The organism is Paraburkholderia tropica (assembly GCF_014171495.1).
GTDB classification, from domain to species: domain Bacteria; phylum Pseudomonadota; class Gammaproteobacteria; order Burkholderiales; family Burkholderiaceae; genus Paraburkholderia; species Paraburkholderia tropica.
This window is the reverse complement of the sequence record NZ_CP049135.1, coordinates 120953-133311: the sequence shown is the minus strand read 5'-3', so window position 1 is coordinate 133311 and position 12359 is coordinate 120953. Positions and strand designations below refer to the sequence as shown.

Genomic DNA, 12359 nt, shown 5'->3' with positions numbered 1-12359 from the left:
CGAGCCGTCGCGCGACCCGAACCGCCAGCCACGGAGACACCCCATGACGACCGCTACGCCGCCCGCCGCCGTTCTGTATCGCGGCGGCCTCGTCGAGACCACCCACCTCGCCCATATCGCCGTCGTCGATGCGCACGGTGCGCTGCTTTACGCGTTCGGCGATCCACATCGGCTCACGCTCGTGCGTTCGGCGGCCAAACCCGCGCAGGCGCTGGCCGTCATCGAAACGGGCGCGCTCGATCGTTTCGGTTTCGACGACGCCGATCTCGCGCTCATGTGCGGCTCGAACAACAGCGAAGCGCGCCATATCGAACGCACGCTCGCCATGCTCGCGAAGGTGGGCGCGCACGAAGCCGACATGCGCTGCGGCGGCCATCCGCCCTTGTCGGATGCCGTCTGGCGCGACTGGATCAAACGCGGCTTCGAGCCGGGCCCGGCGTGCAGCAACTGCTCGGGCAAGCACGCGGGAATGCTCGCGGGGGCGCGCGCGATCGGCGCGCCGCTGGAGGATTACCACCTCGCGGGGCATCCGCTGCAACTGCGCGTGAAGCACGCGGTCGCCGAGGTCTGCGATTTACCCGACGACGGCGTGCAATGGGCGATCGACGGCTGCAATCTGCCCACGCCGGCCTTCCCGCTCGATCGTCTCGCGCGCCTGTACGCAAAGCTCGCCGACGCAGCCGACACCCTCGAACGCGACGACGCCAACCGCGCTTCCCCGCGCACGCAGGCGCTCGCCCGCATCCATCGCGCGATGACCACGCATCCGGAGATGGTCGCGGGCGAGCAGCGCTTCTGCACGACGCTCATGCGGGCGTTCGGCGGCGACGTGGTCGGCAAGGTGGGCGCGGCGGGCAGCTACGCGATCGGCGTGAGACCGAATGGGAAGCGCGGCTCACAGCAAGCGAACGCGCTCGGCATCGCCGTGAAAGTGGAAGACGGGAATCAGACCGCGCTGTATGCGATCGTCGTGGAGGTGTTGCGGCAGCTCGGCATTGGCACGCCTGAGCAACTGGCCGCCTTGCGCGCGTACGACACGCCGCACGTGCTCAATACGCGAGGCGTCGACACAGGCGCGCTCGAAGCGCGTTTCACGCTCGCCCGAGCCTGATCGATCAAACGAGGAAGCGATAAACGAGAAAGCGCCGCGCGGTCTTCACCGCGCGGCGCCTGCAACACGAGACGCAGGCGTTAGAGCACCGCCACGACCTTCACGTCGCTGCGGTCCGCCGAAGCCACGACCTTGCCGTCCACACGACGGAACGTGAGCGTGACCGACGCGTTGCCCACCCGCAGATGTCCGACTTCGAGCCAGTCGATGCCTTCGGGCAGCATCGGCTGCTCGATGCGCACTTCACGGCGCGTGGCGTCGATGCTCACGCCCAGACACGCCTCCAGCATCATGAACGGCGAACCCGCCGCCCAGGCCTGCGGCAGACACGCGACCGGATACGCGGTGGGCGGCGAGCCGCGTCGACGCGGGAAACCGCAGAACAGCTCGGGCAGACGCATGTCGAACGTTACCGCCGCCTCGAACAGCGCCTGCAGCAATCGCACCGCCGCTTCCTTGCGCCCGTAACGCGCGAGGCCGCGCGCGCAGAGCGCGTTGTCGTGCGGCCAGACCGAGCCGTTGTGATACGCCATCGGATTGAAGCGCGCCTGGCCCGCCGCGAGCGTACGCACGCCCCAGCCCGTATGGAACAGCGCCGATTCGAGAATCTCCGCGACCGCGCGTCCGCGTTCATACTCAGGCAGCCCGAAGGCCAGCAGATGCCCGGCATTCGACGCGAGCACGCGGCACAGATCGCCGTGCCCGTCGAGCGCGATGCCGTAGAACTCCGACTCCGGCATCCAGTACTTCTCTTCCACGCAGCGGCGGATTTTCGCGGCGCGGCCCGCGTAGCGCGCGGCGTCCTCGATCAGACCGCGTTGCGTCGCGAAACGCGACATCGTCTCGAACGCCGCGCTCGCATAAGCCTGCACCTCGACGAGCGCGATCGGCCCATCGGGAAAGCGGCCATCGGCGTGAAAGACCGAATCATGGCTGTCTTTCCAGCCTTGATTCGCGAGCCCGCCTTCGGACTCGCGCCGGTAATCGAGCAGACCATGCGGATTGCGGTCGCACACGCCCGCGACCCAGCCCGCTGCGCGTTCGAGCGCGGGCCAGAGTTCGTCGATCAGCGCGAGGTCGCCGGTGCGCTCCACGTAGGCGCCTGCCAGCACGACGAACAGCGGCGTCGAATCCACGCCGCCGTAGTAGAGCGCGAACGGCACTTCGCCCGTGGCCGCCATTTCGCTCTTGCGCAACTCGTGCATGATCTTGCCGACCTCGGCGTCGCGGAACGCCGAGTCCTCGCGCGCCTGATGCGCGGCGAGAAAGCGCAGCACGCCGCGCGCGAGCGCCGGTTGCAGCCACAGCGTTTGCAGCGACGTGATGATCGCGTCGCGGCCGAACGGCGTGGAGAACCACGGAATGCCCGCGTACGGATACGGCCCGGTCGGCAGATCGGTCGTCAGCAGACTGAGGTCGGCGATCGAACGGTTGATCCACGAATTGAAGAGCGGATTGCTCGAACGCACGCGCGCGGTCCGGCGGCGGCGTTCGCGCATCAAGATGTGCGCGTCGACCAGCGCGGCGCGAATCGCCGCGCGGCCCACGCTCTGGCCGTTCGAGTCGGCGAGACAATAGTCCGGCTTGATGATGCCCGCGCTCGGCGTATCGGGCGCCGCGCCTTCGAGCGGCTCGACTTCGATCGCGACCGTGAGATAGAGCGACACGCAGGCCTGCGCCGGCAGCGCGACGGTGAAGTCGGCGCGATCGGCGAGCAGCTTGTCGGGCTTCGGCGAGAACTCGATGCTCACGCGCCGCGCAACTTTGTCGAGGCCGATATATTCGAGCCGCACTTCGCTGCCTTCCACGCGCGGCGGCTTGAGTTCGCCGCGCACTTCGCGCTTGAGGCCACGCACTTCGAACATGTCGCGGAAGTCGCTCGCGAACGAGATCGACAGCGGCACGACCGCTTCTTCCGTGCCGTAATTCGTGAGCTCGATGGCCTCGGTCATCATCGTGCCCGAGAGCACGCGCTCGCGTTCGACGTGAATCACGCCTTCGGGCGTGCTCGTGCCGCCGAGCGGCGGCAGCGGACGATTGGTGAAATGCGCGGTGAACGCCGTGTTGTCGCTGCTCACGCTGCCCGAAAGCAGTGACGGCACGCGGCCGCCGAACGTGAGACGCAGCGAGGACAGCACGCGCGTGTCGTTGACGAAGAGACCGTCGTCGATGCCGGTGATATCGCCGAGCGGATCGTTGACGATGAAGGTGTCGCCCGACTTCAGCACATGCTGGTCGGCGCTTGCGACTTCGGGGGTTTCGGGCGCGATGAAGGCGCCGTCGGCGGTTTGATCGGGATGATCCACGCCGCTCGAACGCGAGACGCCACCGAGTGTTTCAGGATCCTGCATTACGTTGTCTCCTTTAGAGCCGTTCCGTACACATCGCCTTCCGCTCGATTGTAGTGGCTCAGGACCCGTTCGCGTCAAATCCTGCATGCCCGATGGGTGTCTAACCGCGCGCCGGAAAAAATTACGGGCGCCGGCACGGTAAAACGTGCGGGCGCCCGTCGATCGCGGCGCGGCGGCTCGTGGCCGCCGCGTATTCAAACGTTATGCAGCGTTCATGCAAGGTGTCCGGCGATCGGGTTCGGCGTTGTCGATTAACGTTGCGCGATCGGCTTCGCTTCACGCGGCGTATTGCCGATGAAGAGCTGACGCGGACGGCCGATCTTCTGCTCCGGATCGCCGATCATTTCGTTCCATTGCGCGATCCAGCCCACCGTACGCGCCATCGCGAAGATGCAGGTGAACATCGCGGTCGGGATGCCCAGCGCGCGTTGCACGATGCCCGAGTAGAAGTCGACGTTCGGGTAGAGCTTGCGCGACACGAAGTATTCGTCTTCGAGTGCGATCTTTTCGAGCGCCATCGCGAGCTTGAACAGCGGATCGTCGTGCAGGCCCAGTTCTTCGAGCACTTCGTGGCACGTTTCGCGCATCAGCTTCGCACGCGGATCGTAGTTTTTGTACACGCGGTGACCGAAGCCCATGAGCTTCACGCCCGAGTTCTTGTCCTTCACCTTGCGGATGAATTCGGGGATGTTGTCGACCGAGCCGATCTCTTCGAGCATGTTCAGCGCGGCTTCGTTCGCGCCGCCGTGCGCCGGGCCCCACAGACACGCGATACCGGCCGCGATACACGCGAACGGATTCGCGCCCGACGAACCGGCCAGACGCACCGTCGAAGTCGAGGCGTTCTGTTCGTGGTCGGCGTGCAGGATCAGGATGCGGTCGAGCGCGCGCACCAGCACGTCGTTGACCTTGTACTCCTCGGCCGGGTTCGAGAACATCATCTGCATGAAGTTCGCGCTGTACGAGAGGTCGTTGCGCGGATACACGAACGGCTGGCCGACCGTGTACTTGTACGCCATCGCCACCAGCGTCGGCAGCTTCGCGATCATGCGGATCGCCGAGACTTCGCGATGCTTCGGATCGTTGATGTCGAGCGAGTCGTGATAGAACGCCGACAGCGCGCCGACGGCCGCGACCAGAATCGCCATCGGATGCGCGTCGCGGCGGAAGCCACGGAAGAAGAAGTGCATCTGCTCGTGAACCATCGTGTGGTTCGTGACGGTCGCGACGAATTCGTCTTTTTGCGCCTGCGTCGGCAGTTCGCCCTTCAGCAGCAGGTAGCAGCTTTCGAGGAAGTCGGCGTTCTGCGCGAGGTTGTCGATGGGGTAGCCGCGGTACAGCAGTTCACCCTTGTCGCCGTCGATATAGGTGATCGCCGAGTTGCACGATGCCGTCGACATGAAGCCCGGGTCATACGTGAACATGCCGGTCTGGCCGTACAGCTTGCGGATGTCGATCACGTCCGGGCCCAGCGTGCCCTTGTAGACCGGCAGCTGAATGCCTTCGGCCGAACCAGGGATGGTGAGAGTGGCGTGAGTCTTCGAATCGATCATGTCTTGTCCTTGCATTGAATTGCAGTCATCTCGCAAGACGCAGCGCCGCCCGTCGCCCGAATTTCCGGACCGGCCTCACTGCGACCACTTGACGCATTTTACGGCGCAATGCAACATCGATTGATAGCCCAGGCTGCAACAATGCCTATTGAACCCCGCAACACTGAATACTTGCAGCTTCCTTAACATCGATTCCTGCAACAATATTTTGCTCTGCAACACAACATGAGCGGCTTTAGCTCTGACATACTGCTTGACATGCAACGACTTCCCCTGTCAGAGCATGCATCATTGGCCCGCCCTCGAAGGCGGGCCTTTTTTCTAAGGCCACACGCGCTGTACGCAAAACGTAAGGAATGAACAGATGAACATCTCGATCGACACCCTGTTCGCGGAAGACGAACTTGCCGAGGGCGCCGTCGTCACGGCCCTCAATCACCAGGACATCGTTGTCGCCCTGTCGGCAGCGCTCGCGAACGAACGCGTGGCGGTGCTCCACATGCTGTATCCGCGCACCGATGCGCGCACGCACCGCAGCCTCGACGCGCTCGTCGACGCGCTGCACGGCCACGGCCTGCATCAGGTCGCGCGCCTCGTCGCTCAGGAAGCGCACTACCTCGTGTTCAAGGATCCGGTGAAGGCATGGAAGGCCTTCCACGAAATCCGCAACGACTCGCTCGCCATCGGCGTGCACCTCTACTACGCGGGCCTCGTTGGCGAAGCCGCCGAGCACAAGCTCGACGCGCACGCGCACGGCCGCGACTAAGCATTCCCGCGCGATTCGCGCGCAAGGCCTCGGGCGGGCCGGAATCGACATCGTGATTTTCGGGCCGCCCCGCCTCCATTACTTTCTGCTTACGACGCGCATTCGCGGTCTTCTTCTACGTTGATTATTCAGGATTCCGATCTGAATCGGCGGATGTGAAAACGGCCGCGCAATGCGGCCGTTTGTTTGTCGGGCATGACGCTGAAACTCAGCGCCCGTGCCCGCTCGCGAAGTGATCGACGAGATCGTTGAACGCGCCGGGACGCGCGAGATTCATGCCGTGCGACGCGCCTTCGACCGTCGCGCGACGCGCATCGGGCATCCACTCTTCAAGCGCCGCCGCCGCGCGCTGGAACATCTGCGGGCTCAATTCGCCGTCGATCAGCAGCACGGGGCACGTCACCTCGGCGGCCTCTTCGCGCGTGTACGCGGCGAGCGGGTCGAGGAACTGCGGGCCGAGCGTGTGCGCGTTGTCGGTCGCCATCTGGCGGAACGACTGCGTGCTCTTGCCCCAGAAACCGGGACGGCTCACCGAATCGACAAACAGTTCGAGACCGCCGTTCACGTCGCCGGACTCGATCAGCTGCACCGCACGGGCACGCAGCGCGTTGACGGTTTCCGGCAGCTTCGCGAGGCTCTGCCCCGGCATCTGCACCGGACCGCCGGGATCGGCGAGCATCAGGCTTTGCAGATGATCCGGATAGCGGCGCGCGAAGTGATACGCGACCGAGCCGCCGCGCGAATGGCCGATCACGTGCGCGGGACCGGCGCCCAGGGCGTCGATGAACTGCGCGATCTCGTCGGCGTGACGGCTCCAGCTAAACGGCTGGTCGGGCGTGGGCGCGGCCGCGGGCCAGTAGTGCGTGAGGCTCACGGAGACGCAGCGGTAGTGCTCGGAGAGCCCCGACATCTGCGGCTGCCAGTAGCGGTAGTCGCACAGCGACCCGTGGATGAAGAGGAGCAATTCGCCCTCGCCGCGTTCGACATACGGCATGGGCTGCCCGCCGGGGAGTTCGACAAACGACCCGGGAGCGGGAAAAACGGCTTGATTCACGGCTGGATGATATGGAGACGACAAACCGGCTGCGCGTGCGCGTCAGCATGCGCAAAACGTGCGGCGCGCCGGGAAAGGCGCGTATTGTCGCACGTCGGCCCGCCGCGCGTGAGGAGTGACCTGGGCGACGCGCCGGCCGGGGCGCGCAAAGGCTCAGTCGTGGCCGTGGAAGTCCGGCTGGCCGGCCTCGACGGCGCCTGCCGCCGCCGCGCCCGCGCCGCGCACGGCGCAGGAAAGCGGCTCGTCGGCGATACGCACGCGCACGCCCAGTTCGGCCTGCAGACACTGATCGAGGCGGCCCAGCAGCGCGCCGCCGCCGGTCAGCACGATGCCGGTGTCGGCGATATCGGTCACGAGTTCGGGCGGCGCGGTCTCGAACACCTGGCGCACCACGCCGATCACCTGGCGCAGCGGCATGGCGAGCGCATCGGCGATGTCTTCGCTCGTGACTTCGACGGTACGCGGCAGGCCGTCGTCGAGGCTGCGGCCCGTCGCGCGCAGGCGCTCGATGGGCTCGCCGCGCAACGCGCTGCCGATGGTCTTTTTCAGATGCTCGGCGGTCTGGTCGCCGATGATCACGCCGTACAGGCCGCGCACGTAGTCGATGATCGCGCGGTCGAACTGGTCGCCGCCCACGCGGATCGAGCCGCTGCAGGCCACCGCGCCGAGCGCGATCACGCCCACTTCGGTGGTGCCGCCGCCGATATCGACGACCATCGAGCCGGTCGAGGAGCCGACCGGCAGCCCCGCGCCCAGCGCCGCCGCCAGCGATTCGCCGATCAGGTTCACGCTCGCCGCGCCCGCCGAAAACGCCGCCTCGCGGATCGCGCGGCGCTCCACACGCGTGGCCGCGCCCGGCACGCACACCGTGAAGGCCGGACGACGGCCGAACAGGCGGCGCGGCTGCGCCATCGCGACGAAGCGGCGCATCATGTGCTCGGCGGCCGAAAAGTCGGCGATCACGCCATGCACCAGCGGCTTCACGGTTTCGAGGTTCTGCGGCGCGCGGCCCACGAGCGCTTTCGCGTCGCGGCCCACGGCGGCGACCGTCGTTTCGCCGGCCTTGCCCAAGGCGCCGCCGCGCTCGAAGCAGACGACCGAGGGCTGATCGAGCACGATGCCCTCGTCCGCGGTATAGATCAGCGTGTTGGCCGTGCCGAGATCGAGCGCCACGTCGTGGCGGGACAGCTTGTGCAAAAAGGAAGAATGCCGCGCGGCTTGAGCCATGTCGTCTTGTCTGTATGGAGCGGCCCTGCCGGCGGACCGTTCCGGATCTTCAACCCGGTGTGCAGCCGTCAGAAACGAGCGTCGGCATCTCGTGGATACCGCCTGTCTGAAGGTCTGCGCGCGCTGTGAAACGCGATCGGGCACGTGGGGCCCCGTGGCCCACTGGCTCCTGTTAACGGCCAAGCCGGGCGAGACTTTAATCGCGCCAAAAATAACCCGGCAGCCTAATTCACAAATGTAAAGAAATGATGTCGGGCCGCCGCGACAGGCGGCCCGTTCCGGCCTGATTTTCAGCGCAATACGGCTGAATTCGTCTGCGGAATGCGCGCCGTTTTCAGGCGCGATCCGCGCGATGTTTCGCGTCCGCGCATTGCACGCGAACGCGTGCGCGCTCAGGGCTGCAGTGCGCGCACCAACGCGTCGCGGCCGAGCATCGCGCCCTGTGCCGTAATCGTGTGACCCACGCCAGGCAAGGCGTACGCGGCGACGGCGAAGCCCGCGTCGCTGAACGCCACGGCCGCGCGTTCGAGTTCCTGCACGGGAATCACTTCGTCGTCCTCGCCATGTACGAGCGTGATCGACGTTTGGCTATGCGCCACGACCGGCGTCGACAGACGGCCCGCGAAAGCGACCACGGCGGCCGCGCCCTGCTCCTGCGTCGCCGTGTAATAAAGCGACATAATCGAGCCCTGCGAAAAGCCGACCAGCGCGAGTGCGTCGACGCCGAGGCCCCAATGCGCGAGTTCGTCGGCGAGACGTTTTTGCAGCACCGGCAGCGCCGCCGCGACGCGCGCGCCGCGATTCGTTTCGTTCACGTCGCGCAGACTGAACCACTGGCGGCCGCCGAAGCCGCCATCGAACGGCTCGCTGCCGTCGAGCGACGCGAACGCCACGCCGGGCAGCGCGTCGCGCCAGGCGTCGGCGAGCGGCACCAGATCGCGTGCGTTGCTGCCCACGCCGTGCAGCAGCACGACCAGCGCGCGCGGCGCGCCTTCGGCCGGCGCGAGACGCCAGCCGCCATCGAATTGTTCCCAGCTCATTGTTGCGATTCCCCTGTGAGCTTGATCGCCGGATGCATGCGCGGATCGCGAAGCGGGCATCGCCCTTTGCGCGCCGCGCGCCAGCCGCAAGCATACGACGCCCGCGCGCGCGGTGTCGGCGACTCGGGCGGACGAAAGGCGGCGGTAAGGTCGATGCCGGAATGTCGACGCGCGCGGACGCGGCCCGACACAGTTCGCCAGAATCGCGGCGCACCGGCACTTCGCGGCGCTACGCTGCGCCCGTGTGTTCGCGATCCGCGTGCGCCAGGCGCACTCCGCGCTCGTACCCCACAAGCGGCCGCCGCGCATCTCGCGTGGTATCGTTGCCGCCGCAGCCCACGTCGGCCGCGCAGCCAATGAACACCCGCACTCCAGCAAGGTTGTCATGACGCACACACACCGAAGACGGTCCCGCCTTCTTCGCCTTTGCATGCTGATCGGAATCGTCTGGGTCCTCGCCGCCCTCGCGATCGCGCTCTCGGGTCTTGCGACACCCGCAAAGCCGTCCGAACTCGGCGCGATCTTCGGCAACGGTCTCGAAGCCGACGGCACGCCCGCGAGACTGCTCGCCGAGCGGCTCGACGCGGGTCTCGACTGCTATCGCGCGGGCCGCTGCCAGCGGCTTTTCATCAGCGGCAGCCTCGACGGTCCGGGACTCGACGAAACGCTCGCCATGCAGAACTATCTGATTCAGCACGGCGTCGAGCCGCACGACATCGTCCCCGACCGCGCCGGCGACAACACGCTTGCGAGCGCCCAGCATCTCGTCGCCTATATGCGCGAACGACATCTCGGCTCGGTCACGCTGGTCAGCCAGTACTACCACCTGCCGCGCGCCCGGCTCGCCGTCGCGCGCGCCGGCGGCGACGCGTTCGCGGTCTACGGCGTCTATCCGCGCACCTTCCACGTGCGCGATCTCTATTCGAGCTGGCGCGAAGTGCCCGCGTGGCTCGTTTACCGCGTGCGCCTCGGCGCGAATCCCGATGCACAGCCCGTGACGATCCGCCCGTTCCTTTCGATGTTCAACCTGATCCGCAGCCTGTTCACGGGCGAGGCCGCCGATGCGCCCACCGGCGCGCCCGGCCCGACGTCCGTCCCTGCCTGGAAAACATGAAATGCACGACCTGCGTGAAATGAAGCGACCCGTGAAGAAACTGCTGGTGCTGAGCGTCAGCGCCGGTGCCGGCCATACGCGCGCGGCCGAAGCGATCAGCGCTTACGCCGCGACGCATCCGGCCGGTATCGAAGCGCTGCATCTCGACGTCATGGACTTCGTGCCGTCCACGTTCCGCAAGATCTACACCGACCTCTATCTCGCGCTGGTGCGCTCGCAGCCCGCCATCTGGAGCTATCTCTACCAGAAGACGGATCGCACCGATCCGGCCGCGCTCTCGCAGAAACTGCGCCGCGCCGTCGAGCGCCTGAACTGCCGCTCGCTGTTCGCCGAAATCGAGCAATGGCAGCCGGACGCTATCGTCTGCACGCATTTTCTGCCCGCCGAACTGCTCTCGCGCGAGATCCGCAAGACGCGTCTCGACGTGCCGGTCTGGGTGCAGGTCACCGATTTCGATCTGCACACGCTCTGGGTCGTCCCGCATCTGAGCGGCTATTTCGCGGCCAACGACGAAGTGGCGTGGCGCATGCGCACGCGCGGGCTGCCGCCGGACGCGATCCACGTGACCGGCATTCCCGTGATGCCGGCGTTCAGCCAGCCGCTCGACCGCGCCGAATGCGCGGCCTCGCTCGGCCTCGATCCGAAGCGCCGCACCTTGCTGATGATGTCGGGCGGCGCGGGACTCGGGCCGATGGATCAGCTCGCCACGCGTCTGCTCGACATGGACGGCGACTTCCAGCTGATCGCGCTCGCGGGCCGCAACCGCGAGTTGCTGGCCGCGCTCGAAGAACAGGCGAAGGCGCATCCGGGCCGCCTGTTTCCGCACGGCTTCACGCGCGAAGTGGAACGCCTGATGGCGTGCTCGGACCTCGTCATCACGAAGCCCGGCGGCCTGACGACCTCCGAATGTCTCGCGATGAATCTGCCGATGCTGCTGAATTCGCCGATTCCCGGCCAGGAAGAGCGCAACGCCGATTTCCTGCTCGAACAAGGCGTGGCGCTCAAGGCTATCGACGACGACGCCCTCGCCTATCGCGTGCACACCTTGCTGCACGATCCCGCGAAGCTCGACGCGATGCGTCAGCGCAGCGTGCCGCTCGGACGCCCGCTCGCCGCGCGCGCGGTGCTCGACCTCGTGACCGGCACCGGCAGCGGGGCCGCGGCATGACGCTCGCGCGATTCGTGCCCGCGCGCCGCACCGTCGTGCTGGTCGCGTGGGTCATGCTGCTCGCGTTCTTTTTCGCCAACGTCGAAATCCAGATCGAAGGCAGCGCGGGCTGGGCGGCGAATCTGCCGACGTGGCGCATCGAAAAGAGCTGGCTGCAGGACATATTCTGGGGCGGCCGCCCGATGACCGGCTATCACGCGTGGGTCTTTCCATTCGTGGCGCTGTTCTTCCATCTGCCGCCGATCTTCAGCGCGCGCTGGTCGTGGCGCATCGAAGCTCGCCTGATCGCCTGCATCATGGTGTTCTGGATTACCGAGGATTTTCTGTGGTTCGTGCTGAACCCGGCGTTCGGACTCGCGCGATTCAAACCCGCCTTCGTGCCGTGGCACGTCCACTGGTTCGGCCCCGCGCCCACCGACTACTGGACCATGAGCGCCGTCGCGCTCGTGCTGTTCCAGTTGTCGCGCGGCTGGTGGCGCACTTCGAAAGACCCGTTCTATGGCCGTTCATAACCTGTTTCGCCTCACGCCCTCGCTGTTTCGCAGCGCGCGCCTTTCGCGCAAGGATGTCGCGCATCTGCAGGAACTCGGCGTGCGCAAGGTCATCAGCTTTCGCGCGTTTCATTCGGATCGCCGCATTCTCGCGGGCTCCGGCATCGCCACGCTGCGCATTCCGATCAACACCTGGAATATCCGCGATCGCGACATGCTCGCCGCGCTGCGCGTGCTGCGCCACGCCGAACGCGACGGCCCGATCCTCGTGCATTGCCAGCACGGCGCCGATCGCACCGGCCTCGTCTGCGCGCTGTATCGCATCGTCTATCAGGACTGGACGCGCGAAGCCGCGCTCGACGAACTGCTCAACGGCGGCTTCGGTTTTCATGCGATCTGGCAGAACATCCGCCGCTATCTGACCGAAGTCGATATCGACCGTCTACGCCGCGAACTCGGCAAACACCCCTGAAAACAAGGGGTG

Annotated in this window: 11 protein-coding genes; 6 read left to right on the top strand and 5 right to left on the bottom strand. The window is 66.4% G+C overall.

Annotated elements, in window-relative coordinates; genetic code table 11:
* Window positions 1-43: 43 nt before the first annotated feature.
* The gene (locus tag G5S35_RS15345) at window positions 44-1111 is read left to right on the top strand and encodes an asparaginase (RefSeq protein ID WP_183039155.1); all 1068 of its coding nucleotides are present in this window, start codon (window positions 44-46) and stop codon (window positions 1109-1111) included.
* Between the two features lie 80 nt (window positions 1112-1191).
* On the opposite strand, the gene G5S35_RS15340 is transcribed toward G5S35_RS15345, so the two are convergent.
* Both G5S35_RS15340 and gltA read right to left on the bottom strand, forming a co-directional pair.
* Complete coding sequence (locus G5S35_RS15340; RefSeq protein ID WP_110326930.1) at window positions 1192-3462, bottom strand: amylo-alpha-1,6-glucosidase; 2271 nt, start codon at window positions 3460-3462, stop codon at window positions 1192-1194.
* A 251-nt stretch (window positions 3463-3713) separates the two neighbouring features.
* Window positions 3714-5015 (bottom strand): citrate synthase, encoded by a 1302-nt coding sequence (gene gltA / locus G5S35_RS15335; RefSeq protein ID WP_065060682.1) that lies wholly within the window; start codon window positions 5013-5015, stop codon window positions 3714-3716.
* A 364-nt stretch (window positions 5016-5379) separates the two neighbouring features.
* Between gltA and G5S35_RS15330 the strand changes: the two genes are divergently transcribed.
* A complete protein-coding gene (locus G5S35_RS15330) occupies window positions 5380-5781 on the top strand; it encodes a hypothetical protein (protein WP_065060681.1) in 402 nt (133 codons plus the stop codon).
* A 208-nt stretch (window positions 5782-5989) separates the two neighbouring features.
* On the opposite strand, the gene G5S35_RS15325 is transcribed toward G5S35_RS15330, so the two are convergent.
* From G5S35_RS15325 to G5S35_RS15315, 3 genes are all read right to left on the bottom strand, one after another.
* A complete protein-coding gene (locus G5S35_RS15325; RefSeq protein WP_110326928.1) occupies window positions 5990-6775 on the bottom strand; it encodes an alpha/beta fold hydrolase in 786 nt (261 codons plus the stop codon).
* 213 nt (window positions 6776-6988) lie between these two features.
* Window positions 6989-8062, bottom strand: coding sequence for a rod shape-determining protein (gene mreB, locus G5S35_RS15320; RefSeq protein WP_065060679.1), 1074 nt, complete (start codon window positions 8060-8062; stop codon window positions 6989-6991).
* A gap of 392 nt (window positions 8063-8454) precedes the next feature.
* Entirely contained in the window at window positions 8455-9102 is a 648-nt protein-coding gene (locus G5S35_RS15315) for an alpha/beta hydrolase (RefSeq protein ID WP_124260543.1), read from the bottom strand.
* A gap of 430 nt (window positions 9103-9532) precedes the next feature.
* Here G5S35_RS15315 and G5S35_RS15310 point away from each other — a divergent pair, with 430 nt between their 5' ends.
* From G5S35_RS15310 to G5S35_RS15295, 4 genes are read left to right on the top strand one after another with little or no spacing between them, the layout of a single operon-like run.
* Window positions 9533-10216, top strand: a complete 684-nt coding sequence (locus G5S35_RS15310) for a YdcF family protein (RefSeq protein WP_183039154.1) — start codon at window positions 9533-9535, stop codon at window positions 10214-10216.
* 19 nt (window positions 10217-10235) lie between these two features.
* Window positions 10236-11384 carry an MGDG synthase family glycosyltransferase gene (locus tag G5S35_RS15305; protein ID WP_183039153.1) on the top strand — a complete coding sequence of 383 codons (1149 nt, stop codon included), beginning with the start codon at window positions 10236-10238 and terminating at the stop codon, window positions 11382-11384.
* The gene (locus tag G5S35_RS15300) at window positions 11381-11896 is read left to right on the top strand and encodes a hypothetical protein (RefSeq protein ID WP_074982340.1); all 516 of its coding nucleotides are present in this window, start codon (window positions 11381-11383) and stop codon (window positions 11894-11896) included. The genes G5S35_RS15305 and G5S35_RS15300 overlap by 4 nt, the downstream gene beginning before the upstream one ends.
* Entirely contained in the window at window positions 11883-12347 is a 465-nt protein-coding gene (locus tag G5S35_RS15295) for a tyrosine-protein phosphatase (protein WP_074982342.1), read from the top strand. Before G5S35_RS15300 ends, G5S35_RS15295 begins: the two co-directional genes overlap by 14 nt.
* Window positions 12348-12359 lie beyond the last annotated feature (12 nt).

What these genes read in the sequence shown, in the direction of transcription:
- G5S35_RS15345 (WP_183039155.1), top strand. Translation starts at nt 44, where the DNA reads ATGACGACCGCTACGCCGCCCGCCGCCGTTCTGTATCGCGGCGGCCTC.
- G5S35_RS15340 (WP_110326930.1), bottom strand. Translation starts at nt 3,462, where the DNA reads ATGCAGGATCCTGAAACACTCGGTGGCGTCTCGCGTTCGAGCGGCGTG.
- gltA (WP_065060682.1), bottom strand. Translation starts at nt 5,015, where the DNA reads ATGATCGATTCGAAGACTCACGCCACTCTCACCATCCCTGGTTCGGCC.
- G5S35_RS15330 (WP_065060681.1), top strand. Translation starts at nt 5,380, where the DNA reads ATGAACATCTCGATCGACACCCTGTTCGCGGAAGACGAACTTGCCGAG.
- G5S35_RS15325 (WP_110326928.1), bottom strand. Translation starts at nt 6,775, where the DNA reads ATGCCGTATGTCGAACGCGGCGAGGGCGAATTGCTCCTCTTCATCCAC.
- mreB (WP_065060679.1), bottom strand. Translation starts at nt 8,062, where the DNA reads ATGGCTCAAGCCGCGCGGCATTCTTCCTTTTTGCACAAGCTGTCCCGC.
- G5S35_RS15315 (WP_124260543.1), bottom strand. Translation starts at nt 9,102, where the DNA reads ATGAGCTGGGAACAATTCGATGGCGGCTGGCGTCTCGCGCCGGCCGAA.
- G5S35_RS15310 (WP_183039154.1), top strand. Translation starts at nt 9,533, where the DNA reads ATGCTGATCGGAATCGTCTGGGTCCTCGCCGCCCTCGCGATCGCGCTC.
- G5S35_RS15305 (WP_183039153.1), top strand. Translation starts at nt 10,236, where the DNA reads ATGAAGCGACCCGTGAAGAAACTGCTGGTGCTGAGCGTCAGCGCCGGT.
- G5S35_RS15300 (WP_074982340.1), top strand. Translation starts at nt 11,381, where the DNA reads ATGACGCTCGCGCGATTCGTGCCCGCGCGCCGCACCGTCGTGCTGGTC.
- G5S35_RS15295 (WP_074982342.1), top strand. Translation starts at nt 11,883, where the DNA reads ATGGCCGTTCATAACCTGTTTCGCCTCACGCCCTCGCTGTTTCGCAGC.